This is a genomic window from Aquabacterium sp. (assembly GCF_036279655.1).
In the GTDB taxonomy this organism is placed as follows: Bacteria; Pseudomonadota; Gammaproteobacteria; order Burkholderiales; family Burkholderiaceae_C; genus Aquabacterium.
This window is the reverse complement of record NZ_DASUIT010000062.1, coordinates 1-24,291: the sequence shown is the minus strand read 5'-3', so window position 1 is coordinate 24,291 and position 24,291 is coordinate 1. Positions and strand designations below refer to the sequence as shown.

The 24,291-nt window shown below is 64.6% G+C and carries 20 protein-coding genes and 1 tRNA gene; 4 read left to right on the top strand and 17 right to left on the bottom strand.

The genetic code is table 11. The annotated features are described in order from the left end of the window. Both VFW84_RS07680 and VFW84_RS07675 read right to left on the bottom strand, forming a co-directional pair. Positions 1-3,014, bottom strand: a 3,014-nt coding sequence (locus tag VFW84_RS07680; protein ID WP_329679861.1) for an efflux RND transporter permease subunit, incomplete at its 3' end; no start/stop codon positions are given. A gap of 14 nt (positions 3,015-3,028) precedes the next feature. Next, entirely contained in the window at positions 3,029-4,159 is a 1,131-nt protein-coding gene (locus tag VFW84_RS07675; protein WP_329679860.1) for an efflux RND transporter periplasmic adaptor subunit, read from the bottom strand. A 102-nt stretch (positions 4,160-4,261) separates the two neighbouring features. Here VFW84_RS07675 and VFW84_RS07670 point away from each other — a divergent pair, with 102 nt between their 5' ends. Then, positions 4,262-5,185, top strand: a complete 924-nt coding sequence (locus VFW84_RS07670; protein WP_329679859.1) for an alpha/beta hydrolase — start codon at positions 4,262-4,264, stop codon at positions 5,183-5,185. Here VFW84_RS07670 and VFW84_RS07665 read toward each other — a convergent pair. The 5 genes from VFW84_RS07665 to VFW84_RS07645 all read right to left on the bottom strand — a co-directional run bounded on the left by VFW84_RS07665 (position 5,163) and on the right by VFW84_RS07645 (position 14,276). Beyond that, the gene (locus tag VFW84_RS07665) at positions 5,163-6,704 is read right to left on the bottom strand and encodes a hypothetical protein (protein WP_329679858.1); all 1,542 of its coding nucleotides are present in this window, start codon (positions 6,702-6,704) and stop codon (positions 5,163-5,165) included. The two genes, VFW84_RS07670 and VFW84_RS07665, sit on opposite strands and share 23 nt — an antisense overlap. 40 nt (positions 6,705-6,744) lie before the next feature. Next, a complete protein-coding gene (locus VFW84_RS07660; protein ID WP_329679857.1) occupies positions 6,745-10,665 on the bottom strand; it encodes a response regulator in 3,921 nt (1,306 codons plus the stop codon). Between the two features lie 35 nt (positions 10,666-10,700). Next, positions 10,701-11,834 carry a two-component system response regulator gene (locus tag VFW84_RS07655; protein WP_329679856.1) on the bottom strand — a complete coding sequence of 378 codons (1,134 nt, stop codon included), beginning with the start codon at positions 11,832-11,834 and terminating at the stop codon, positions 10,701-10,703. Between the two features lie 164 nt (positions 11,835-11,998). After that, positions 11,999-13,117 carry an iron-sulfur cluster-binding domain-containing protein gene (locus VFW84_RS07650; RefSeq protein WP_329679855.1) on the bottom strand — a complete coding sequence of 373 codons (1,119 nt, stop codon included), beginning with the start codon at positions 13,115-13,117 and terminating at the stop codon, positions 11,999-12,001. After that, complete coding sequence (locus VFW84_RS07645) at positions 13,110-14,276, bottom strand: acyl-CoA desaturase (RefSeq protein ID WP_329679854.1); 1,167 nt, start codon at positions 14,274-14,276, stop codon at positions 13,110-13,112. The genes VFW84_RS07650 and VFW84_RS07645 overlap by 8 nt, the downstream gene beginning before the upstream one ends. 132 nt (positions 14,277-14,408) lie before the next feature. Between VFW84_RS07645 and VFW84_RS07640 the strand changes: the two genes are divergently transcribed. Beyond that, positions 14,409-15,041, top strand: coding sequence for an FMN-binding negative transcriptional regulator (locus tag VFW84_RS07640; RefSeq protein WP_329679853.1), 633 nt, complete (start codon positions 14,409-14,411; stop codon positions 15,039-15,041). Positions 15,042-15,044: 3 nt separating this feature from the next. Here VFW84_RS07640 and VFW84_RS07635 read toward each other — a convergent pair whose 3' ends face one another. The 8 genes from VFW84_RS07635 to VFW84_RS07600 all read right to left on the bottom strand — a co-directional run bounded on the left by VFW84_RS07635 (position 15,045) and on the right by VFW84_RS07600 (position 22,492). Next, on the bottom strand, positions 15,045-16,409 hold the full coding sequence (locus VFW84_RS07635) for a 3'-5' exonuclease family protein (protein ID WP_329679852.1): 1,365 nt from the start codon (positions 16,407-16,409) through the stop codon (positions 15,045-15,047). A gap of 31 nt (positions 16,410-16,440) precedes the next feature. Beyond that, entirely contained in the window at positions 16,441-17,376 is a 936-nt protein-coding gene (locus VFW84_RS07630) for a DHH family phosphoesterase (RefSeq protein ID WP_329679851.1), read from the bottom strand. Between the two features lie 42 nt (positions 17,377-17,418). Continuing rightward, positions 17,419-18,003: a hypothetical protein gene (locus VFW84_RS07625; RefSeq protein WP_329679850.1), complete on the bottom strand. Its 585-nt coding sequence runs from the start codon at positions 18,001-18,003 to the stop codon at positions 17,419-17,421. Between the two features lie 17 nt (positions 18,004-18,020). Then, complete coding sequence (locus tag VFW84_RS07620; RefSeq protein WP_329679849.1) at positions 18,021-20,447, bottom strand: diguanylate cyclase; 2,427 nt, start codon at positions 20,445-20,447, stop codon at positions 18,021-18,023. Positions 20,448-20,782: 335 nt separating this feature from the next. Continuing rightward, entirely contained in the window at positions 20,783-21,184 is a 402-nt protein-coding gene (locus VFW84_RS07615) for a hypothetical protein (protein WP_329679848.1), read from the bottom strand. Then, the gene (locus VFW84_RS07610; protein WP_329679847.1) at positions 21,181-21,630 is read right to left on the bottom strand and encodes a GNAT family N-acetyltransferase; all 450 of its coding nucleotides are present in this window, start codon (positions 21,628-21,630) and stop codon (positions 21,181-21,183) included. The genes VFW84_RS07615 and VFW84_RS07610 overlap by 4 nt, the downstream gene beginning before the upstream one ends. 29 nt (positions 21,631-21,659) lie before the next feature. After that, positions 21,660-22,130 (bottom strand): hypothetical protein, encoded by a 471-nt coding sequence (locus tag VFW84_RS07605; RefSeq protein ID WP_329679846.1) that lies wholly within the window; start codon positions 22,128-22,130, stop codon positions 21,660-21,662. Continuing rightward, positions 22,127-22,492, bottom strand: coding sequence for a cupin domain-containing protein (locus VFW84_RS07600; protein ID WP_329679845.1), 366 nt, complete (start codon positions 22,490-22,492; stop codon positions 22,127-22,129). The genes VFW84_RS07605 and VFW84_RS07600 overlap by 4 nt, the downstream gene beginning before the upstream one ends. Before the next feature lie 176 nt (positions 22,493-22,668). Here VFW84_RS07600 and VFW84_RS07595 point away from each other — a divergent pair, with 176 nt between their 5' ends. Beyond that, positions 22,669-22,998 (top strand): type II toxin-antitoxin system RelE/ParE family toxin, encoded by a 330-nt coding sequence (locus VFW84_RS07595; RefSeq protein WP_329679844.1) that lies wholly within the window; start codon positions 22,669-22,671, stop codon positions 22,996-22,998. Beyond that, positions 22,995-23,366: a helix-turn-helix domain-containing protein gene (locus VFW84_RS07590; protein ID WP_329679843.1), complete on the top strand. Its 372-nt coding sequence runs from the start codon at positions 22,995-22,997 to the stop codon at positions 23,364-23,366. Before VFW84_RS07595 ends, VFW84_RS07590 begins: the two co-directional genes overlap by 4 nt. Before the next feature lie 329 nt (positions 23,367-23,695). Here VFW84_RS07590 and VFW84_RS07585 read toward each other — a convergent pair. Together VFW84_RS07585 and VFW84_RS07580 are read right to left on the bottom strand one after the other, a co-directional pair. Beyond that, positions 23,696-23,771, bottom strand: a tRNA-Thr gene (locus VFW84_RS07585). Positions 23,772-23,801: 30 nt separating this feature from the next. Then, positions 23,802-24,291 (bottom strand): class 1 fructose-bisphosphatase (locus VFW84_RS07580; protein ID WP_329679842.1); only part of this gene is annotated, 490 nt, incomplete at its 5' end.

The window sequence follows — 24,291 nt, the reverse complement described above, 5'->3', positions numbered from 1 at the left end:
TCCACGAAAGTGAAGACCACCGGGATCACCAACAGACTCAGGAACGTCGAGGTGATCAACCCACCGATGACCACGATCGCCATGGGCGAGCGGAAGCTCGGGTCCACTCCGATGCCCAGGGCGATGGGCACCATGCCCGCCCCCATGGCGATGGTCGTCATGATGATGGGCCGTGCGCGCTTGTGGCAGGCATCGATCACCGCATCCCAGCGTGACAGGCCATGGTCATGGCGAGCGATCAGCACATAGTCGACCAGCAGGATGGAGTTCTTGGTCGCAATGCCCATCAGCATGATCAGGCCGATCATGGAGGGCATGGACAGCGCCGTCTGGGTGATGAACAGCGCCAGGAAGGCCCCCGGAATGGACAGCACCAACGCCGCCAGGATGGTCACGGGCTGCACGAATCCCTTGAAGAGCAGCACCAGCACGATGTAGATGCAGGCCACCCCGGTCAGCATGGCCAGACCGAAGCTGGCGAACAGATCGGCCATGGCCTCGGCATCGCCCACCGTGCTGCGGATGATGCCCGGCGGCAGGTTCCGCAGGCTGGGCAGGGCCATGGCGGCCTTCTCGACATCGCCCAGCGGCTGCTGGTTGAGCTCGATCTCGAAGTTGATGTTGCGCTGACGATCGTAGCGGTCGATCTGAGCCGGCCCACTGTCCATGGCCAGGGTCGCCACATTCGACAGGGGCACGGGGCCATGGCTGCCCGGCACGGGCAGGCGCGAGATCAGATCCAGATCACCCCGCGCCGATTCGGGCAGACGCACCACCACCGGTACCTGCCGCTGTGACAGGTTGAGCTTGGGCAAAGCCTGGTCGTAATCACCCAGGGTGGCCACACGCAGGGTGTCGGCGATGGCGGCCGTGGTCACGCCCAGGTCGGCCGCACGTGCCGCATCCGGTCGCACGACCAGTTCAGGTCGCACCAGGCTGGAAGTGGACGTCACCCCACCGATGCCGGGGATGGTCCGCAACTCACGCCCCACCTTGAGCGCATGGGCACTCAAGGCCTGACCGTCCTCACCGGCCAGGACCAGGACAAACTTCTCTGCCGAACCGCCAAACCCGACCTTGACCCGGGCACCGGGCAGATCGACCAGCAGCTCGCGCAACTGTCCTTCGATGTCCTGCTTCTTGATGCCGGGGCGCTCGGTGCGGTGGGTCAGATTGAGGGTCAACGTGGCCACACGCACTTCGGCCGCGCCTTTGGGAGCGAAAGGATCGCTGCCCGCGCTGCCTCCGCCAATGGCGGTGTAGACCAGCTTGACATGCGGGTTGCGCTTGACCAGGAGCCGCGCCTTTTCCGCCAGCGCATGGGTCTGCTGGAAGGTGCTGCCCGGCGGCAAGGTGACGGTCACCTGGGTCTGTGACAGGTCATCAGGCGGCACGAAACCGGTGGGCAGCAAGCCTGCCAGCATGAGCGATCCCACGCTGAAGCCCCCTGTGACCAGCAAGGTCCACCAGCGGTACTTGAGACACCAGCGAGCCCAGCCCAGGTACCAGCGCATCCAGGTCGGATCAGGGTGATCGCTCAGCACCGGCTTGAGCAGGTAGGCCGCCATCATGGGCGTGAGCATGCGCGCCACCACCAGCGAGAAGAACACCGCGATGGCCGCCGTCCAGCCGAACTGCACGAAGAACTTGCCCGCCACTCCGCTCATGAAGGCCGTGGGCAGGAACACGGCAATCAGGGTGAAGGTGGTGGCAATCACCGCCAGCCCGATCTCGTCGGCCGCCTCCATGGCGGCCTGCAGCGGGGGCTTGCCCATGCGCAGGTGGCGCATGATGTTCTCGATCTCCACGATGGCATCGTCCACCAGGATGCCCACCACCAGCGACATCGACAGCAGGGTGACGATGTTGATCGAGAAACCAAAGAAGTACATCACCCCGAAGGCCGGGATCACCGACAGGGGCAAGGCTGCAGCTGCCACCAGCGTGGCCCGCCAGTCCCGCAGGAAGAACCACACCACGATCACCGCCAGCACGGCGCCCTCGTAGAGCAGCATCATCGAGCCGTCGTAGTTCTCCTCGACGGGCGTGACGAAATTGAAGGCCTCGACGATCTGGATGTCCGGGCGTTCCGCGCGCAATTGGTCCAGCACCTGGCGAACGCCATCGGCCACCTCGACCTCACCCGCGCGCAAGGCACGCATGACTTCAAAGGCGACCGCCGGCTTGCCATCGATCAAGGCTGCCGAACGCTGCTCAGCCACGGTGTCCTTGACGGTGGCCACCTGGTCCAGGCGGATGCGCCGCCCGTCGGACAGGGCGATCTCCATGGCCGCCAGCTCTTGCGCGGACTGCACGGTGGCGATGGTGCGCACCGACTGCTCGCCCCCGCCCAGATTGACACGGCCACCCGAAGCCTCTTGCTGGACCTGACGCAGCTGACGGGAGATGTCCACGGCCGAGGCATTGAGCGCCAGCAGGCGTGCCGGATCCAGCGTCACCTGCACCTCGCGTGTGACGCCGCCCACGCGGGCCACCGCACCCACCCCCCTGACCGCCAGGATCTTCTTGGTCACCGTGTGATCCACAAACCAGGACAAGGCCTCGTCGTCCAGGCGATCCGAGGCCACGGTGTAGGTCAGGATGGGGGTGCCCGAGAAATTGACCTTGGACACCGCCGGATCACGCAGATCGGCTGGCAGGTCCGAACGCACGCGCGAAATCGCATCGCGCACATCGTCCACCGCCTCCTGCGTGGGCTTTTCCAGCCGGAACTCCACGGTCACCACGACGATGCCGTCCTGCACCTTGGTGTAGATGTGCTTGACGCCCTGCAGCGTGGCCACGGCGTTTTCCAGCTTGCGGGCCACCTCCGTTTCCATCTGCGCGGGTGAGGCACCCGGCAGGCTGGCCGACACCGTCACCATGGGCAGGTCGATGTCGGGGAAGTTCTGGATCTTCATCCTGGCAAAGCCGAACAGGCCGACCAGGGTCAGCATGATGAAGAGCATCACGGCCGGAATGGGATTCCGGATGGACCAGGAGGACACGTTCATGGCAGAGTCCCCGCTCAGCGTGCCGAGGCCGGCGCGCTGGCTGGCGCCGCACCCTGGACGACGCGCACGGTGTCCCCTTCGTCCAGGAAGCCCACGCCCGAGGCCACGACGCGAGTGTCTGCGCTCAATCCCTGGGTGATCTCGACACGATCACCCACGCGCCGCCCGGTGCTCACCTTGACCTGCATGACCTTGTTGCCCGCCCCCACGGTGAACACATAGCTGAAGCCGTCTCGCAACAGCACCGCGGTCTGAGGCAGGGTCAGGCCCTGGACCTGACCGACATCGAACTGACCGCCGGAGAACATGCCCGAACGCAGACCTGCGGCCTGGGCCGCCGCCACCGGCAAGTCCACATAGACCAGGCCATTGCGCGTGGCGGCATCCACCGTGGGAGCCACCATGCGGACACGTGCCGTGACGCTCTGACCGGAAGGACCCAGCACCCGGGCCTGCTGCCCGGCCCGCAGGCGATGCAGATCCGTGGCCGGCACCTCGGCACGCCATTCCAGTCGCTGCTGACGGATCAGGCGGAAAAGCTCCTGTCCGGGTTGCACCACCGCCCCGACCGTGGCCAGACGGGCGGAGATCACACCGCTGTCCGTCGCCACCACGCGGCTCTGGGACACGCGCAACTCGGTGGCCGCCATCTGGGCCTTGAGTGCATCGACCTGGGCCTGGGCGGTCTGCTCGGCGGTCAGGGCGCGCTGTGCCTCCTGGCTGCTGATGGCATCACTGGATTGCAACTGGCGCGCACGATCCGCGTTGGCCCGCGCTTCGGCCAGCAAGGCCAGCGCCTGGGTCCAGCTGGCCCTGGCGGCCGCCAGATCGGACTGCAGTGCATCCGTGCGCAGCAGCGCCAGCACCTGGCCCTGCTGCACCGTGTCGCCCACATTGACCAGCACATCCATCACGCGCAGGCCACCGACCTCGGCGCCGATGAGGGTCTCTTGCCAGGGGGCGATCGACCCGTGCGCGCTCACGGACACCGGCCACAAGCGGGTCTGGGGCGTCACGGTCTGCACCGTGATCGAGGGGCGGGCCTGGGCCTGGCTGGCCCGGCTGGCGGCCGCATCAGGGGCGGCGCCCTGCTTGCCACATGCGCCCAGCAGGGCCGCACTCACCAGCCAACAGGCGATATTCATGCAGCGCCGCACGGCGCCACCCGGTCTTGTCACCGCCTGCGCGGTGGCGTTTTGTCTTTTCATGGCAGGATGGTAGAGCATCTGGCAGTCCCCCTTTTCAATATGCGTCTGATTTCCTGGGCTCACGACACCGGCGCTGGTTTCACCCTGCGCGGCTGGCATTCCCCCCCTTCCGGCAAGCCCCTGCTCCATGTCCTGCATGGCAATGGTTTTTGCGGCCGCGTCTACGAGGCCATGCTCAAACCCCTGTCCAGGCACCTGGATCTGTGGTTGTGCGACGTCCAGGGCCACGGCGACAGCGACCATGGCGGCCCCTTTCTGGGCTGGAACCGCAATGCCGAGCTGGCCATGCAGGCCTTCGAGGCCCACCTGCCCCTTTTTGGCCAGGTGCCCTGCCATGCCCTGGGGCACAGCTTTGGCGGCGTGCTGACCTGCCTGGCCATGGCCGAGCACCCGCGCCGCTTCACCCGGGCGGTGGTGCTCGATCCGGTGATTTTTTCTGCGTCCATGGCCCTGGGCATCACCCTGGCTGAGACCGTGGGCCTGAGCCGCCAGAGTCCACTGGCACGCAGTGCGGCCCGGCGTCGCCACCACTGGCCCGATCGCCAGACCGCCTTTGAGGCCTTGCACGGACGAGGCACCTACAAGGGGTGGACCGACGACGCCCTGCGCCACTTCACCGAGCACGCCTTGAGGGACGCCGCCGACGGTGGGGTCGAGCTCAAGTGCCGGCCCTCACGAGAAGCGGAGATCTTCAGCTCCGCGCCCACGGGCCTGTGGTCGGCCCTGCGGCATGTGCGCACACCCACCTTGCTGATGCATGCGGAGCACACCTTCCCCTTCGTGATCAGCTCGGCCCGGCAATGGGCCGACACCAACCCCAAGGTCCAGGTGCAGCAGGTGCCAGGCGGGCACTGCTTCATGCAGGAGCGTCCCGAAGAAACCGCCGCCCAGGTGCTGGCATTTCTGCTGCCGGATCAGCACGCCCCCAGGCGTGGCGACGTCAACGCGCCAGCAGGCCCGTGAACTGATACGCCATGCTCAGGCCCGCCACGTGGGCCCGCAGATCGCCACGAGGGGCCACCAGATGGCCGGCGGTGGCCATCAGCGAGAAGGCCTTGCTCCACTGGTAGCCCAGCGAGGCATTGAACTGCCCGACCACGCCACCACCCACCGACAGCCCTCCGCCGCCGGCCGCGCCCACCAGCGCCTCACCTTCGGCGAACCAGGGGCCGCCCAGCGACAGACGGCCACCTCCACCGACCAGACCAATCATGTAGGCCCCGGCCTTGCCTTCATAGGCCGCCAATCCCTGCCCACTGAGGAACCAGTTCGGGGTCACGAAGTAGTCCAGCTGCACGCCCAGATTGCTCACCGGCGTGTCCTGGAAGGTGCGACGCCAGTTGGGCGCCGCCTCGAAATAGGTCTGACTGCTCACCCGCAGGCGCAGGTGCTGGGGTTCGAAGGCCGACAGGGCACCGGTCGACCAGCCATGTTCACCGACCTCGGGCAGACCGAACTGATGTGTCACCTTGAAGCCCAGGCTGTGGGCACGGAAGCTCTGAGAGGGCGAGCCGATCTCGCTGAGCGTCAGCTCCAGCCCGGTGCGCTGCGTGATGGCCTGCCGCACGGAGACCCCACCTTCCAGCAGCACGCCACCGCCCGTATCGACACGGCCGCCACCCGCAGCGCCGATGGCGCCATGGAGCTTGAGCGACAGGCCCGGGCTCACCTTCCAACGGTAACCTGCGCCTGCCATGATCTGCATGTAGCCATCGCTGCGGCCACCCATGGCGCCACTGGCTTCGAGCTTGAGGAAGCGATGCTCATCGACATAGCTCAGCCACTCGAAGCCCAGCAACTGCATGCGGGGATGCTGCGGCAGTCCATCGTCCTGCACGGCTGAATCGGCAATGTCATAGCTGCGGGCCACCACCGCGAACTCCTGCTCGCGCACGCCCGGCGCACCGCTCAGGCCAGGGCGCTCATCCCGCGCCACCCGCAGCCAGCCCGACTCGATCAGGCTGTGGAAACTGTGCTCGACCATCAGGTAAGGTTGGGTGCTGCGCACCACGCCCGAAGGGAAGGACACATGGCTGACGCCCACGCCCGCACGCCCCCAGGACCCCAGGGCATAGGACAGGCCCGCATCGGCGCGCAACATCAGGCCACCTCCCGCCAGGGTATAGCCCCCGCGGCCACCACCGGCCCCCACGAACAGGCCGCCATGCACGTCCCAGTCTTCCGTCAGAGAGTGGCGCCATTCACCAGCCACACCCAGGGTGATGAAGCCGCCCCGCTCGCCGCGCACCGCCCCGTACGAGGCCACGCCCATGCGGAAGCGCTCGCTGACGTCGAACAGCATGCTCGCGCCCGCCATGCTCATGCGCTCGCCCTCGGGCAAACGGTAGGTCTCGTCCGTCAGTCGCCAATGGGTCTTCACTGGCTTGAGATCCACGGGAGTCTCGTCGGCTTGCGCATGGGCCAAGGCGCCCAGCGTCACAGCCAGGCAGGCCAGGTGTCGAATCGAGTGGAGATGCGTCATGGGCCGCAAGCTTAGCAGCGCCATGTGCATTCCGGCTGAACTAGGAGGCGCGCCGATCCGCCAGCATGGCGTCCACCGCCACCATGGCGTCGGCATAGGCAAAATCATCCATCGCCTGGCTCAATGCCTTGTTCTGCATCGGGAAGGCCTGCTCCAGGGCATGCTGCATGCCCGCATAGGTCTCCGCCGCATCCAGATCATCGGCGCGCAACTGGGCGCGCAAGGACAGCAGGGACTCCCGGAGCGCGGCCCGGTCGATCTCCTGCGCCTGAACACCCAGGTGCGAGGCCAACACCTGAAGCACGGACGCGGTCGACACGGCCAGGGCCGACTCGATGCGCTGAAGCAACACCTCGAGTTCGCTGCCGTGACCGGCCTGGCGGATGCAGCGCTCTGCGTCCTGTGACAAGGCCTGGATGTCCGTCAAGCCCAGCGTGCCGGCCACCCCCTTGAGGGTATGGACGCGCCTCAGGACCACGGAAGGATCCTCCCGGGACAGCTCCTGGCGGATGCGATCCACCTCGTCGGCATGGTCGACCGCAAACCGCCGCAGGAGATCGGCCAGCCGCAAGGCCTGCCCCCGCACCGCGCGCAGGCCCAGCTCGACATTCAGCCCCTTGACCTGATCCAGTTGCCGCCGAACGGCCTCGTCGGTGCGCGCCGCCGAAGGCAGCCCACCCTGCCTGGCCACGGCCTCGGGCAGCCAGCGCCCCAGCGCCTGGCTCAGCAGATCCGGATCCACTGGCTTGGCAATGTGGTCGTTCATGCCCGCCGCCAGGGCTTGCGCCCGGTCCTCGGCAAAGGCATTGGCCGTCATCGCCAGGATGGGCGTGTGCGCATAAGCCGGCAAGGCCCGGATGTGTCGCGTGGCCTCCATGCCATCCATGCGCGGCATCTGGATGTCCATGAGGATGAGGTCATAGCGCCCCGCCTGGGCCAGCTCCACAGCCTGCACACCATCGCGGGCCAGATCCACCACGAAGCCCAGGTCGTGCAGCAACTCCAGAGCCACATCCTGATTGAGCTCATTGTCTTCGGCCAGCAGCAAACGCTTGCCCGGCACAAAGGTCAGTGAACCGGGAGGCTCGGCGTGGATCGCGGCCTCCAGACGAGCCTTGCCCCAGGCGCGATCAATCACATCGGCCAGCACCGTGGGCATCACCGGCTTGGAGATGTAGGCAGCAAAACAGGGGTTCTCCTGATCATCGCGAGAGCAGCCGCTGCTGCCACTGACCAGAATGCACACCGGCTGCAGCCTCAGGGGCAACTGCCGGATGGCCATGCAGGTCTGCGTGCCATTGAGGCCCGCCATCTGCCAGTCCGAGAACACGATCTGGTAGGGGTCCCCGATCGCATCGGCCTCGGCCACCTGCTCCAGCGCCTGCTCACCCGATACCACCGCATCGGCGCGCGCGCCCTGCGCGGTGAGCATGTCGGCCAGCAAGGCCCGCGCGTCCTCGACGTCGTCGACCACCAGCACCCGCGTGCCCTGCGGCAAGGCGGCCTGCTCCCGCGAGGCGCGTTCGGACACCTCCAGGCTGAAAGGCGCTTCAACCCAGAAGGTGCTGCCCTGCCCGGGCTCGCTGAGCAGGCCCACCCGGCCACCGAGCAATTCGGCCACCCGGCGGCAAATGGCCAGACCCAGACCCGTGCCACCGTAGGTTCGCGTGGTCGAGACATCGGCCTGCTGGAAAGCGGCAAACAGCTTGCTCTGCTGCTCCGGGGTCAGGCCGATGCCCGTATCTCGGACCTCGAACCGCACCCACACCTGAGAGCCCTCTCGACGCACGATCGAGCCTTGCAACTTGACATAGCCCTTCTCGGTGAACTTGACGGCATTGCTCATGAAGTTGAGCAGGACCTGCCCCAGGCGGTTGCCATCGCCATGCAGCATGGGCGGCAAGGCACTGATGTCGGCCACCATCTCCAGCCCCTTGGCTTCGGCCCGCTCCGCCGTGAGCGAGAAGGCATTGGCCACCACATGCTCGACACTGAAATCAGTGGGATCGAGCACCATCTTCCCAGCTTCGATCTTGGAGAAATCCAGGATGTCGTTGATGATGTTGAGCAGGTGCATGGCGGCATCGGCCACCTTCTGCAACTGCGTGCGCTGCCGGTCCGTGGTGGCGTCTCGGCGCAGCAGGTGAGTCAGACCGATGATGGCATTCATGGGCGTGCGGATCTCATGGCTCATATTGGCCAGAAACGCGCTCTTGGCCCGGTTGGCGCCGTCCGCCATCTCCTTGGCCTGACGCAACTCGTCGGCGGCCCGATGTTCGTTGGTGACGTCCTCCACCAGCCCGATGATCGCGTCCTGGACGGTCGTGGTGTTGAAGCGCGCCCCGGTGATCCGTGCCCAGAAGCGCGAGCCATCCTTGCGGACCATCTCGGACTCCAGCGCGAAGGTCTCTCCGGTGCGAAAGGCCTCGTTGATGACCTCGCCCACATGCGCAAATGCCTCGTCGCTGGCATACCAGGGTCGAGTGGAGTGGTGAAGCAACTCTCTTTCCTGGTAGCCAAAGATCTCCTCGGTGCGCCGGTTGCAGCGCAGGACCATGCGATTCTTCAGGAGCACGATGCCCACGGTGGCCGTGTTGAAGATGGTGTTGAGCTCGTCGTTGGCCGCCTGCAGCTGCAGTGCCTGCTGGCTCAGGGCCTGCCCGGCCTCCTCCAGTCGCGCCGTGCGCTCGGCCACCAGTTGCTCCAGCTCGTCGCGGTAGCGCAGCAACTCCCGCTCGTTGCGGCTCTGGTCGGTGATGTCTCGCCCCACGCCCAGGACCCCCATCAACCGCCCCTGGTCGTCATGGATGGCCATCTTGACCGTGACGATCAGCTCGCGGTGACCGTCGGCAAAGGTGAGCCACTGCGGTGCCATCTCGCACCGTCCCGACTCGGTGGCCTGCCGATCACCTGACTGCTGGAGGGCCGCCTCCTCGGCGCTGAAGATCTCCGCATCGGTGCGCCCTTTGAGCTGATCGGCACTCAAGCCGCAATAGGCCAGGAAACGCTGATTGAAGATCTGATAGCTGCCACGCTCGTCCTTGAGCCAGACCAGATCCGGCATGCCCTGGATCAGGGATGCCAGATGGCTGCGCTCGACCTCCAGCGCCTTGCGAGCCGCCAGCCGCTCCAGGTGCGCATCCCGAAAAGCCAGGACGGCCTGGGCCATGTCCCCCAGGAGTGTGCCCTCCTGACGTGCCATCGACCCCAGCGACGAGAAGATCGGCTCGTCACCCTTCTCGGCATCACCGCGTGCCAACTGCTGCAATCCGATGTTCAGGCGATCGAGCCGACGCGCCAGCGAACTGGCCGCCACCAGCCACAGGCCGATCAGCACCACGGTGCCCACCACATTGGCCACGATCATGCCGCGGCTGAAGCGCTTCAGTTGCTGCTCGGCCTGGGCGCTGTAGGCCAGCGCATGATGGGTCACCGTCTTGCTGCTGGCGTGCAGGCGGTGATCAAACTCTGCGTGTTGTGCATTGGCCTGCATCAGGTACTGCGTGGCCATGAGCGAGTCGACACTCATGACATCGATGCTCATCAGCAGGAGGCGTCGGAACGCCGTGAAGGCTTGCGCTGCCGCCTGCAGGTCCTCTGCCGCCGGGCTGTGTGGATCCAATGTGCGCAACTGCTGCAGGCGCTGCGTCAACGCCGACATCCGGCCCGCCATCCGGGTGCGTAGCAGGTCGGCGTCGGTCACCGCCAAGCGACCGGCCCGTGCCGAATCGACCGCCTGAACGACCTCCTGCTGCACGGCCATCACATCCTGGCTGAGATCGATGGCCTCGGTGGCGCTTTGCAGATCCAGTCGTTGCTGCTGATTGATGGCCTGCTGCTGGGTCCGCAGTTGCCACTGAGACCCAAAGATGAACAGTGAGCCCGCCAGCAAGGCCACCGCCACCGGCACAAAGAACAGCAGCAAAAAGCGAATGCGCTTGATCTGGCGCAGTTGGGACATCGATGTCACCCCACGGCTTGTGCCATCGTCATGACTCATGCCGCTTCGGCGGGGTGATCCGCGTAATGCGCGGCGATGTGCACGAACTCTTCGGTCAAGGACAAAAAGGCATCGACGATGTCAGGATCGAAATGAGTGCCACGGCCATCACGGATGATCTGCACCGTGCGCTCCAGCGAAAAGGCATCCTTGTAGTGCCGCCGCGTGATCAGGGCATCAAAGACATCCGCCAGGGCCATGAGCCGCGCTGCCAGAGGAATGGCCTCACCGGCCAGCCCCCTGGGATAGCCAGAGCCATCCCACTTCTCATGGTGGCCACCGGCGATCTGGCGCGCCACTTCCAGGAACTCCAGGGGCCGATCGCCCCCTTCACCGTGGGCCTGAGCCTGAGGCCAGGCGGAGCGAACCTGGGCAATGGCATCCCCGATGGCCTCCGCGCCGATGGCCGCGTGCGTCTTCATGATCTCGAACTCTTCAGGCGTGAGCTTGCCGGGCTTGAGCAGGATCGCATCGGGGATGCCGACCTTGCCGATGTCATGCAAAGGCGCGGCTTTGGCAATGCGCTGGCGCACCGAGAAATTGGCCAGCTCCCCACGGAAACGGGGGTGATCACGCAAGCGCTCCATCAGCGCCTCGATGTAGGCCTGGGTACGGTGCAGGTGGTTGCCGGTCTCGTTGTCGCGCTTTTCCGCCAGGGTGGCCAGGGCATGCAGGCTCACGTCCTTGATCAGCTCGTTTTCGACCATGCGACGCCGGACCTCGGCATCCAGGTAGGTGTTCTGGTGGGAGAGCCAGTCGCGCGCCTTTTTGAGCTCCAGCTGAGCGCGCACCCGCGCCAGCAGCAGCGGTGGTTTGATGGGTTTGGTCACATAGTCGACCGCCCCCAGGCTCAGGCCATGTTCTTCGTCTTCCTCGGCATCCAGCGCCGTGATGAAGATCACCGGAATGTCCTGCGTCTGAGGCTGCTCCTTGAGCGCCTGGAGCACCTGATAGCCATCCATGTCGGGCATCATCACATCGAGCAGGATGATGTCCGGACGCGGGTCCGTACACGCCGCCTGCAGGGCACGTTGACCGGAATTGGCCACCCGCACATGGAAGTATGGCCGGAGCAATTGCCCAATCACGGTGAGGTTCTCCTTGGTGTCATCCACCACGAGAACCGTCATCCCCGTCTGAGCATCGGTGCCATCTGACGACATCGGGCGCCCTTTCCTGAAACGTTTGCGTACCTGCGTGACAGGCCGCCCCCTCGAACCGGGGGGTATTGTTTCAGTCTACGACAAGTCGCCCAGGAATGTCACCGGAAAAAACCGCCTGTTGCGGGCGGTCGTCAGCCCCCCAGCACCACACTTCGCGATGCGGGATAGGCGGTGCAAAGGTACACCGCCTGCCCCAGCACATTGCCACTGACCTGCCCCTCGTGCAGGGTCAGCTTGCAGGTGCCGCACATGCCCTGGCAGCAACCCGACTCCATGGGCAAGCCATGGTCGCGCCCGATCTGCAGCAAGGTCTTGCCCTGATCCTCAGGCACCAGGGTGATGCGGGCGTTGAAGTTCTTGAAATAGATCTCTGCCCCCGCCGCATCGAAGGTGTCGGCCGACGAGACCGTGGCGTCTGCAAACGAGAACCGCTCCGTGTGCACACGCGCCAGATCGACGCCCAGGCCACGCAGGTGATCGATCATCTGTGTCATGAAGCCCTCGGGGCCGCAGAGATAGACATCACGTTCGCGCACATCGGGACACAGGCGCGCCAGTTGATCGGCATCGATCCGTGGGGCCTTGGCGTGGGCGGACGTCACCGCGACCGGCCCCCGGCTCAAGGCCGTGGTCACCTTGACGCCGGCACGCGCCCAGGCCTGCAGATCCTGCCGGAAGATCACGTCTGCCTCGTCGCGGAACTGGGCGATGAGCTGCAGGTCCGGCCGCTCGCCGTCCGGGCGCGCCAGCAGCGCCGTGAGCATCGAATGACAGGGAGTGATGCCCGAGCCCGCGCACAGGAACAGCGCCTTGACCTGATCCTGGTAGACAAACCGCCCCTGGGGCTGCGTCAGCGTCAGGCTCATGCCCGCACGCAGATGCGCGTGCATCCAGGTGGAGGCCACACCTCCGTCCTTGCGCTTGACCGTGATGCTGAAACGCCCACGCGGCCGGCCCGACACGCTGTAGTGCCGGCGCACGCTCTGGCCATCGATGTCCAGGCACAGCTCCACATGTTGTCCGGCCTGAAAGCCGCGCCAGTGTTGATTGGGGCGCAGCACGAAGGTCTTCACCCCCGGGGCCTCGTCGATCACCTGCTCGATGTGGGCCTTGAGCTCATAGGTCCACAGGAAATCGTTGATCCGACGGTTCAGGTCGGTCATGGTATTGCTGACCACATAGTCCACCCATTGGGGCTCAACATGGTCCAGCACCCAGCGGTTGGCGTGATGCAAGGCGCGATCAAGCATGGCGAGCCTCCCCGGTGGGCGTCTGCGCGGCCTTGGGCGGGAAGGAGTACTTCCACATCACGCCCAGGTAGTTGCGGATCGCACGGCCCCAGCTCGGGTTGCACTGGTAGTTCAGGCCATGCTTCTTGCAGACCTCCTGCACCTCCAGGGCCATGTCCGGGTAGTGACGCGAGGGCACATCGGGAAAGAGGTGGTGCTCGATCTGGTAGTTCAGGTGACCCCACAGGATGCTCATGGCCCGGCCGCCCTTGAAGTTGACCGAGGAGTCCAGTTGCGTCAGGTACCAGTGCCCCTTGTGGCGCAGGGCATCCTCGGGCTGCAGGGGAGCCGTGAAATGGGTGGCCTGAATGGTCAGCGAGACCCAGTAGTTGTTGAGCCCATCGACCAGCATATTGCCCAGGAACACCTTCCAGTAGGAGAAGCCCGTCAGCAAGGCCAGCGTCGGGAACAGCAGGTATTCCTTGAACAGCACACGCCCGACCGACAGCCAGTGGCGGCGCTTGAGATCTTTCACGGTCACATCCTCGGGGTGGTGCACCGGGGCATAGCCCACATTGCCCGTCGGGAAGTGACGCTCACGGTAGCTCTGGCGGAACCCCAGGTTCTGCTGGTTGAAGCCATACAGCACGATGGGATAGGCGATGAACAGGTACATCGGCACCTGCCAGCGGTGGTAGTTGTTCCAGGGCACCTGGTCGTTCATGCGCAGGATACCGTGGTTGAGGTCCGGGTCCTTTTCAAACACATTGGTGTGCACATGGTGCAAGCCGTTGTGCTCACGGCGCCAACCTTCTTCGTCCACCGGCGCCTTCCACTTGAAGTTGCGCGAGTGGAACTGCGGGATCTCGGGGAAGGAGTCGTATTGCCCATGCAACACGTTGTGCCCGATCTCGATGGACTCCAGATTGCGGTGGAGCCAGGTGAAGGCCACGCCCAGCGCAAAGGTCAGAGGGTCTTTGCTGATCCACAGCAGGCCACGGCCAATGACCTCGGCGATGCGGGACTTGAGGCGCAGGCCCTTGATGTAGGCCACGTCTTCGGGGCCCAGTTTCGCGCGATACCGCTGCTTGATGGCCTCGAACTCGGCTTCGATCTGGTCATACAGCGCGGTGCGATCGGCCTGTTCGGTGGCGGCATTCTCGGCGGTGGAAAGTTTCATCAGCGTCTACCAACATACAGCTCTTGTGCGATGCCTCGCAGGCTAACGGGGCTCGTTAGACTGGCATGCCGGGGTTTACCTGAACAACCCCTCTACAAAGGGGGGGATCACCCCACATTCACGGAGCGCACCTTGTACTGCCCATCGCATTTCGCGGAGACTCGCCCAGAGGTCCTGCATGAGCTCATGACCCGCCATCCTCTGGGCACCCTGATCACCCAGACCGATGCCGGACTGGGCGCCGATCACATCCCTTTGCATCTGGTCCGACGCGCGGGCGATCAGATCAGCCTGGTCGGACATGTGGCCCGCAGCAACCCGCTGTGGCAGCAGGCCGACGGTGCCGAGGTGCTGGTGGTGTTTCAGGGGCCTCAGGCCTATGTCTCGCCCAACTGGTATGCGAGCAAGGCCGAGCATGGCCGCGCGGTGCCCACCTGGAACTACGCCGTGGTGCACGCCCATGGGCGCCTGCGCGTCATCGACGATCCCGCCTGGGTGCGCACGCAACTCGACGCGTTGACCGCCCAGCACGAAGCCACGCAAGCCCATCCGTGGGCCCTGTCCGACGCGCCTGCCGACTTCACCGAGCGGCTGATCGGCCTGGTCGTGGGCATCGAGATCGTGGTGAACCGGCTGCAAGGCAAGTGGAAGGTGAGCCAGAACCAGCCGGCCAGCAACCAGGCCAGCGTCGTGGAAGGGCTGCGTGCCACAGGCTGCCCGGCGGATGCCGACATGGCCGCCCTGGTGGCCGCACGCGCCACCTAGGCCTCAGGCCGGCAAGACCTCCATGCCCGGCAGCCGGCTGACCAGGATCTTGTAGGTGTCCTTGTCAAAGGTCGGCCGCCCCTCGGCCAGCAGGGCCTGCACACCGGCCTCGTCCTGCGCCGTGCCCAGGTAGGCCCAGGCGTCCAGCACATGCCAGGCCTGGCCCTCGCGCACCTTGACGGCTCCGTCGTAAGGCCAGGTCCGCACCTGCCAGTCGGTCAGCACGCGGCGCAAGCGCTCGCTGTGGTCGGCCACAGACTCCTGACCGACACAGGCACCGCTGCACTGGCGCAACTGGTGGGCAAAACAGGGTCGCCCCACGGGCGCCTTCTCCAGCCCCAGCGTCACCAGGCACAGGCCCGAGGTTTCCGCGATCTCGCGCAAGGTCTTGAGCGCATCCCGCTGGCTGCCAAACAGGCCATAGACCTCCTGCTGTCGACCCCAGTCCAGATCACGTGCCCAGGCCAGTTCGGGCTTCAGACCCGCCTCATCCCCTCGCTGCCAGGGCAGCAGGCGCCAGGTACACAGCTCGCTGCTGCGCCGCAGGCGTCGGTTGTGGGTGGGCTGCCACTGCTTGATGAGCTGCGCCTCCTTGAGCAGGGCCCCCATCTCGCCGGGCGCTTCGATCCAGTCGATGCGCCGCACCTGCTGCGACAGGCTCATCTCCTTGGCTGCGCGGTGATCGGCACTGAAGTGCGACAGCACACGCTGCCGGAGGTTGTTGGCCTTGCCGATGTAGAGCGGCAGATCGTTGTCGCCATGGAAGAGGTAAACGCCATGGCGCTCGGGCAACTCGTCCAGCAAGGCCGGATCCAGGTGGATGGGCCAGCTGCTGTGCCCGGTCAAGTCGCCCACGGCCTGATGCAACTGCTGCGGCGGCACCTGGGCCTGCAGCACCTGCCAGAACTGCCACAGCACCGATGCATCGGCCAGAGCACGGTGGCGGGCGGGCATGTGCAACTGGTGGCGCTCGACCAGGGCATCCAGATTGTGCTTGCGGTGCTGCGGGAACAGGTGCCGCGACAGCTTGACGGTGCACAGCACCGGGGCCTTGAAATCCAGCCCCAGACGCTTGAACTCGTTCTTGAGAAAACCGTAGTCAAAGCGCGCGTTGTGCGCCACGAAGAGCCGGCCATGCAGACGGCTCAGGATCTCGTCGGCCAGTTCGGCAAAGGTGGGCGCCTGCGCCACCATGGCGTCGGTGATGCCCGTGAGGCCCTGGATGAAGCCGGGGATCGGCGTCTGCGGGTTGACCAGGCTGGACCACTCCCGCACCTCGCCGTCCTCATTGAGCTCGACGATGCCGACTTCGGTGATGCGGTCCACCGTGGCCGTGCCGCCGGTGGTTTCCAGGTCCACGAAGACCATGGGCCGAGACTGCATCGACACCCCCGCGGACTCAGCTGGCTTGGGGTGTGGACCAGAACACGCCGCTCAGCAACTCGGGCAGGCGCTGCATGTCCATGCGGAATCCGCACGCCTGGGGATGTCCGCCACCGCCCATGGATTCGGCCAGGGGGATCGCGTCGTACCCGGCCACGGCCCGCAGGCCCACCTTGACCGTACCATCCTTGGACACGCTCCACAGCAGCGCAAAGCTGCCGCATTCGGCCGACAGCATGTTGCCCACTTCACTGGTGAAGGCGCCGGGGCAGTTGACCATCACGCCTTGCTGACCGTTGAAAGTCAAGGGCGCTGCACCCTGCGCGATGTCCTTGCACAGGCTGATGAACTTCTCGTTCATGGCCGTGCCACGTTGACAGAACTCGGTCGACTGTGCGGGGTTGAAGGCCGCGATTTCGGCCCAGCGCGGGAACTCGTTGGGCTCCAGGTCCAGCGCCGACAGGAAGGCCGCGCTCTCGGGGAAGGCCCAGGTCCACAGATCGCGGTCCTGCACATAGCGGATCAGATCGGGCACCGGCTGCTCTGGGAAGAAGAACTTCCACGACAGCATCGCGCCCGACTGACTCATGTCGAAGTGCACCGCCCCACAGCGGCACTGGAAACGCCCCAGCTTGTCGGCCGCACTCTTGTGGTGGTCCAGCAGGACCAGCTTGGCTGCTGCGGCGTCGATGCCCTGCATCAGGGATTCGTCAAAGGAGAAATCGAGGATGTAGACGGCCCGGCCGTCCAGCGGAGGCAGATCGGTCAGGGCGGTGACCTTGCCATGACTCACGCCCAGGTACTCGCCCTGCCCCTCGAAGTACAGCCATGCGGCCAGCGCGGCACCAAAACCATCGGGGCACTTGCCGTGGTAGATCACCAGCGGGTTGGGATCGGTCTTGGACGGCTGAACGGCCAGCCCGGGCAAAGAAGAAAAAAGGCCTGTGGTCACAACAAGGTGGAGACCCCGCGAGAGGCCTCGGTCAACAGTAGATCACCGAGAGTGTAGTGGCCCTGCGGACAGCGGCCCGCTCGACAGGATCTCTCCAGCCGTGTCATAGATCCGGAAGGCATCGAGTTCACCGTCTCGGTCGGCATCCAACTCGGCCCGTTGGACCTTGCCCAGGCGAAAATATTCGACCCGCAAGGGCTTGCCATTGGCCACATTGAGGTATTCGGCCGTCTGCACCACCCCGTGCCGGTGACGCCAGACCAGATCGGCCACCCCGTCGGCATCCGTATCCACCTCGGAGACGTCCACCTTGCCCCTCAGGAAGGTGGCGCGCGTCTCGAACACGCCATCAAAATTGTCATCCGCCTCAGCATGCTCGACCTGCCCGCGCCGGTCATAACGCGCGACATAGTCCACCTTGCCATCGAGATTGCGGTCGTCCTCGTAGATCGTGGTGGCGCCCACCGGAGAGTAAGTCCACTTCTCGTCCAACACGCCGTCGCCGTTGTGATCCACGCCATCGACACTGACCGGCGCCCGAAAGAAGGCATACGTGCCCCCCACCCCGACGACCAGACCCAGCAGCCACATCCATAGCGCACGCGACGCTTTGTACTCCGTTTTCATCAAACGCTACCGCCCCCTTAGATCACGACATCAGAGAACCGGATGGTGTTGCGCCCGGCCTCCTTGGCCTGGTACATGGCCGCGTCCGCCTGCTTGACCACCTCGTTCTCGCTGCCGCTCTGTCCCATGAACATGACCACCCCGATGCTGGCACTGCATTCGTGTTCGATCAGCACGGCCTCGCCCTCACGCTGCGGCACGCTCAGGCGATAGTGCTCCGACACCGTGGTCCGGATCTTCTCGGCCACGCCCTGTGCCTGCGTGCGAGACGTGATCAGATCCTCATGCAGATCGCTGAGCAGCAAGACAAATTCGTCACCGCCAAAGCGTGCCACGGTGTCACAGGCCCGCACACTGCGCCTGAGGCGCTGCGCCACCTCCATCAGGAGCAAGTCACCCACATGGTGCCCCTGGGTGTCATTGAGGATCTTGAAGTTGTCCAGATCCATGAAGATCAGGGCGCCATAACGTCCGCTGCGCTTGTGGCTGGCCATGGCCAGCCCCAGGTGGTCGATGAGCAGCCGCCGGTTGGCCAGTTGCGTCAGCGTGTCGTGGTAGGCCATCTCCCGGATGCGCTCCTCCATCTGGCGGCGCTCGGTGATGTCGGTCAGCAGGTTGAGGGTGGCCGGTCGCCCCTGCCACTCGAAGAGCACGCCACTGATCTCGCACCACCGGACACCGTGGTGCCGAGTCACGATGCGCATGGGGTACTTCAGATCATTGGCCAGCCCCGTCAGACGTTTGCGATGGTTGGCCAGCACCAGCTCATGATCGGCCTCATCGATGAAGTTCAGGAAGGACTGGTCGATCAACTCACTCAGGCTCACGCCGACGATCTCGAGCAATTTGGGGTTGGCGAACTTGATGACGCCATCCTGCGCCACGCAGATGCCTTCGTTGGCGGCCTCCACCAGCAAGCGATAGCTCTCCTCGCTTTTCTGGAGCGCCGCGCTGGCCCGGCTGCGCTCGATGGCGATGCTGGCCAGACGCGCCGATTGCTCGATGAGCTCGATGTCGGCCACGCTCGGCGAATGAGGCTCATGGTGATAGATGGCAAAGGTGCCCAGCACCTGCTGCGTCGAGGACTGGATGGGCTGAGACCAGCAGGCGCCCAGACCGGCACGGGCCGCCAGTTGGCGATAGTTGACCCAATAGGGATGGGTGGAAATGTCCTCCACCACCACGCGCTCGCCCGTGAAGGCCGCCGTTCCGCAGGAGCCCACGCCCAGGCCGATGCGCGCGCCCTCCAGCGCGGCGTTGTAGTCGGCGGGCAGGCTCGGAGCAATGCCATGTGCCAGGTGCTCGCCGCGCTCGTCCAGCAGCAAGACGCTGCAGATCATGCTCGGGTGCAGGTGCTCGATGCCCTGCACGATGGCCTGCAGGACCGCGTCCAGGGGTTGCGCCGCCGCCAGCAGGCTCAAGACCTCGCTGCGGAAATGCTTGTAGTTCTCGGCCTGCTTGTTGGCGGTGATGTCCGTGAGCACGGCCACTGCCCCCCCCGCAGCAGCACGCATCTGGCTGACCGTCATCAGGAACCAGCGCGGATCGGCGCGCCCGGACAGCTCATATTCCAGACTGAAGCTGGCTTGACGCTGAGCCAGCACCTCGGACACGCCTGCGGCCTTCTCTGCCAGCCCCGGCGACCAGGCCTCCAGACAAGCCAGATAGCTGTCGCCCGGCCCCTGAGGCAACGGGGGAGGATCACCACGGGCACGTGCTTCTGCCTTCCAGGTCTCATTGACCGCCACGATGCGCCCATGGCGATCCAGCACGGCGATCTGGCTGGACACCGAATCCAGGATGCCACGCGCGAACTCTTCACTGCCCTCCAGCGCCTGGGTCAGACGCTCCTGGTTCATCAGGATCAGACCCATCGCGATCAGTGTCACCGACAGGATGGAGTTGAGAAAGGTGGCTGCCTGCACGGCATTGGAGTCCACCACCGTGGTCATGGCAACCTCACCCCGAGCCACCGCCCACAAGCGCACAACGAAACTGAGGACCGTGAGCATCACCCCCGCCATCACCAGATAGCGCCCCCGCTCCACAGGCTCACGCCGCCCCAGAAACAAGCCCTTCAGCGCCAGTCCGCACTGGAAGATGGACACCACACTGCTGATCACGATCCGGGTCCGGATGTCATCCATCAGGAACACAAAGGCCAGAGGGACCACCCCCACCGGCAGCCAGATCAGCCAGCGGGGCGGACGGCGCGGCTGATGCAGGTAGGCCCCCTCGGACAGGAGGGCCAGGGCCACCGCCACCAGGGCATTGCCAAACAAGATGGGCACCACGGGGTGCACATGCCCGCTCAGGGACAGGACCAGAATGGCCAGCCCATGCACGCCCAGAGCCGCAGCACACATCAGAAGATCTCGCCCTCTGGGATAGGCCACATAAGCCACCGCGGCACCGTAAGTGGCGCTGGCTGCGATGAGAACCATCAGCAAAGTCGGCGTGTGTATGGCCATCTGGGCGAACTCGGATCAAGCGTCTCAAGGCAGCGTAACCGATGCCCGAAGCATGTCCAAGTGCTGGAGACAAAAGTCGAGCCATCTGTGGCTCGGCGGCCTCGCCCAAAAAAAGAAACCCGCCGGTCCGAAGAGGGGCGGGTCAATGTGCGTCATTGCCATCACGACAGAGCACCCCGACCCAGGGAGGAGAGGCCGGGCCTCTTTGCAGAGGCGTCTGCATCATAACGCTTTTTACATACCCCCATGGGTAGCAAAAGTCAGCAAATCCGGAATATCGAGGCAGATGTCACACAGGCACAGACAACTCAGGCGCCGGGCTCGGGCGGTGGTATGTATCGATCCCTCAAGACCGCCTTGGCCGACTGCTGCGACATGTGCTTGATGAACGGCGGCTCATCGCTGCGGATGATGATGAAGAAATACTCGCCATGAGGATTGCGCACATGGTAGTGGATGGAGACCTCTTCAGGCACCTGTGAGACTTCCTGCCCGGCGGCATGCTCCACCCTCTTGAGGATCTGTGCGGAGCGACCGCTCAAACGGAATTTCGGGTGATCCGACTCGACACGGATCCGCCGGAATTCCAGCTCGGCGGCCGACAACAGGCGACGGATCTCCGCCAGCTTGCGGTTCTGCAGATGGATGGCCAGCGCCATGGCACCGCCCATGGCCAGGGCCAGCAAGACCGCCTCCACATAGAGCATCACGGCGCCAACGCCTTGCCATCAAAAGACTTGGCCATCAGCAGGTAAACCCCATCCGGGTCTGCCTCCTCCCTCCAGACGGTCCAGCCCTGCGACAGGTAGAAATGCTGGGCATTGACGTTGGCCTTCACGCACTTGAGCGTGGCCGTGCCCCGGAAATGATCGGCACAACGGTCGAGCAAGGCCTTGCCCACCCCCTGTCGAAGGAACGCGGGGTGGACAAACAGACTGTGCAGAAAGTCTTCTGCCTCCCAGATGGCCGCGAACCCCACGGGCTGACCGTCCCGATGCGCGACCAGGATCCGCTCGCCCTGGGTGCACTCATCAAAATCGGATGCCTGGTGCGCCTCAGGGGGCTGCCAGGTGAATGTGGCCCGACGGGAGAGCACATGCACCTGGCGAAGCGCCTCCCTGTCTGCCTCTTCAAACTCACGTACCAGCACGGTCATTCGGTCTCACTCCTGGGTCTTGTTCTGGATCATTGTGGCGCGTTGCGTGACATCGGCGCGTCTGTAGACGGGCTCGCGCACACTCTGGCGATGTCCTCGTCCGTGATCATCACCGCGAACACATAGATCGGCACCAACCAGGCCAACGCAGACATCACCAGCAAGGCATAAGCCCGGAGTTGAACGATGCGACCACGCTGGATGCGCGTCCGGCGCCAGACCCAGGCGCCAGGCAAGGGGAACTGGCGCAGCCGCAACCATTGGCGCGCAATGATCACCGCGAACACCCCCACGATCAGTGGTACGACCAAAAACGCCGCCCTCAACGCCCCCATCATCTGGATGGAGCGCTCGCACAAGGGCAAGGTCTGGAGGTGTCGGGACCAGGCCGGAAAAAGCCATTGATCCAGCATCAACCCCACCAATGCCAGACACGCGATCATCACGACGAGCTTGCGTCGCCCCTGCGGGGTCGGCTCGATGAACTCCGGCTCGCTCACGGCCCGCTCACCAGGTTGATGCGGTCCCCGGCGGTGGAGGGCGACGAGATGACCAGAAACACCACATCGGTCTCGCCATGGTTGGCAAAACGATGAGGCACCCCGGGCGGCACATGCACGCCCTGCCCCGAAGTGAAGGACTGACGGCGTCCGTCAAACTCCAGAGTGGCCGTGCCTGACAGGACATAGAAGAACTGACGCGCATGGGCGTGCAGGTGCATGACCTCTGCCGCGCCCGGAGGCACGCGCTCCTGAATGACACTGAGATCGGCTTGCTTGAGCAAGTGCCACCCATCGCACTGATCGCCCCACGCGTAGTGTTCGGCGCTGTTAATGTCGGTGGGCGCAGGGAGGGTCGTCATAGACCGAATGGTACTGCGGGGCTGGCGCACGTCTGCCCATGCCTACAGCCTGTCCATGTGCACCGGAACCTTGGCTGACGGGAGTGCAACTTGACGGCAAAGGAGCACCTATCAAGCTGCAACTGATAGCCAGATGAATCATTGCAAAACATACAAAACTCAATATAATTCAATCAATGAAACCCATCGAGTTCAGAGGCTCGTCCCTTGATGACCTGAGAGCCTTCCCGCAAACAGCCATGCGAGAGGCTGGATATCAACTTGACAGGGTTCAACATGGGCTGGCTCCTGATGATGCCAAGAGCATGCCCAGCATTGGGCCAGGCGTCACGGAGTTGCGCATTTGGGATGAAGCTGGAACGTTTCGTGTGGTGTACGTGGCCAAACTGGCAGATGTAGTGTTCGTGCTGCACTGCTTTCAGAAAAAAACACAGCAGACCGCCAAGCGCGACATTGACCTGGCCAAGAAGCGGTTGAAAGACCTGATGAAGGAAATTGCATCATGAGCACCAAACAACGATTTGCCAGCGTCTGGGATGCCATCGAAGACACCCCCCAAGAAGCCGCAAGCCTGCGCGCCCGCTCAGCCTTGATGATGAGCTTGACAGAGGCCATCAAGGTGCAGGGCTTGACCCAGGTGCAGGCCGCCGCCCTCTTTGGTGTCACCCAGCCCCGTATCTCTGACCTCACCCGCGGCAAGGTCGCCTTGTTCTCACTGGATGCCCTGGTGGACATGGCCACCACCGCAGGCATGGCGCCCACCATCAAGGTGACCATGCCCAAGAAGCCCGCGCCGCGCACAGCAGCACGCAAGGCTGCACCAAGTGCATCACCAAGGGCACCAGCGCGGCAAAGCCACAAGACCGCCGCCTGAGGGCTCGGCGTGTCCATTGTGCTGGCCCAAAAATGCCACGTGCAAACTGTGTGCAAATGGCTGCTGGCGGAGCACCTCGAACAAGGCTGCTAGAGCGCACCTGTGCTCTATCTGAGAACGCCAGGCAGCTAGCCCAAGACGCCCTCTGAGGAGCGTCCTGGCGTCAGGGCGGAGAGCCCGGGACGGTCAGCAGTGCCGCCGTCAGGGTGCATTGTCCAACTTGAAGGGTCAGTGCCCCGCATTTGCTCAAGTTGCCTACAGATTGCCTACAAGCACCCCAGAAACAACAAAGCCCCGCAGGTCATGCGAGGCTAAGTACTTGATCTATATGGTGCCGGTGAAAGGAATCGAACCCTCGACCTTCTCATTACGAATGAGCTGCTCTACCAACTGAGCTACACCGGCGTCCAAGACCAAAATTCTAGCACGGCAAAATCACTGTGCTTCGCGGTGGTATTGCGTCACACGCTCGACTTCGTTTTTCGAGCCCAGCACCACGCTCACGCGCTCGTGCAGTTGCGTGGGTTGCAGCTCCATGATGCGCTGCAGGCCGTTGGTGGACATGCCGCCGGCTTGCTCCACCAGGAAGCTCATGGGGTTGGCCTCGTACATCAGGCGCAGCTTGCCGGGTTTGGTCGGCTCGCGTTTGTCCCAGGGGTACATGAAGACGCCGCCACGGGTCAGGATGCGGTGCACGTCGGCCACCATCGAGGCCACCCAGCGCATGTTGAAGTCCTTGCCGCGCGGGCCTTCCTTGCCCTGCAGGCACTCGTCGATGTAGCGTTTGACCGGGGGGGCCCAGTGGCGCATGTTCGACATGTTGATGGCGAACTCCTTGGTGTCCTCGGGGATGCGGACATTGTCTTCGGTCATCACCCAGGCGCCCATTTCGCGGTCCAGCGTGAACATGACCACACCACGGCCC

Coding starts and splice junctions, on each gene's coding strand:
- VFW84_RS07675 (WP_329679860.1), bottom strand. CDS start 4,159: ATGAATATCGCCTGTTGGCTGGTGAGTGCGGCCCTGCTGGGCGCATGT.
- VFW84_RS07670 (WP_329679859.1), top strand. CDS start 4,262: ATGCGTCTGATTTCCTGGGCTCACGACACCGGCGCTGGTTTCACCCTG.
- VFW84_RS07665 (WP_329679858.1), bottom strand. CDS start 6,704: ATGACGCATCTCCACTCGATTCGACACCTGGCCTGCCTGGCTGTGACG.
- VFW84_RS07660 (WP_329679857.1), bottom strand. CDS start 10,665: ATGTCCCAACTGCGCCAGATCAAGCGCATTCGCTTTTTGCTGCTGTTC.
- VFW84_RS07655 (WP_329679856.1), bottom strand. CDS start 11,834: ATGACGGTTCTCGTGGTGGATGACACCAAGGAGAACCTCACCGTGATT.
- VFW84_RS07650 (WP_329679855.1), bottom strand. CDS start 13,117: ATGCTTGATCGCGCCTTGCATCACGCCAACCGCTGGGTGCTGGACCAT.
- VFW84_RS07645 (WP_329679854.1), bottom strand. CDS start 14,276: ATGAAACTTTCCACCGCCGAGAATGCCGCCACCGAACAGGCCGATCGC.
- VFW84_RS07635 (WP_329679852.1), bottom strand. CDS start 16,409: ATGGTCTTCGTGGACCTGGAAACCACCGGCGGCACGGCCACGGTGGAC.
- VFW84_RS07625 (WP_329679850.1), bottom strand. CDS start 18,003: ATGAAAACGGAGTACAAAGCGTCGCGTGCGCTATGGATGTGGCTGCTG.
- VFW84_RS07620 (WP_329679849.1), bottom strand. CDS start 20,447: ATGGTTCTCATCGCAGCCAGCGCCACTTACGGTGCCGCGGTGGCTTAT.
- VFW84_RS07610 (WP_329679847.1), bottom strand. CDS start 21,630: ATGACCGTGCTGGTACGTGAGTTTGAAGAGGCAGACAGGGAGGCGCTT.
- VFW84_RS07600 (WP_329679845.1), bottom strand. CDS start 22,492: ATGACGACCCTCCCTGCGCCCACCGACATTAACAGCGCCGAACACTAC.
- VFW84_RS07595 (WP_329679844.1), top strand. CDS start 22,669: ATGAAACCCATCGAGTTCAGAGGCTCGTCCCTTGATGACCTGAGAGCC.
- VFW84_RS07590 (WP_329679843.1), top strand. CDS start 22,995: ATGAGCACCAAACAACGATTTGCCAGCGTCTGGGATGCCATCGAAGAC.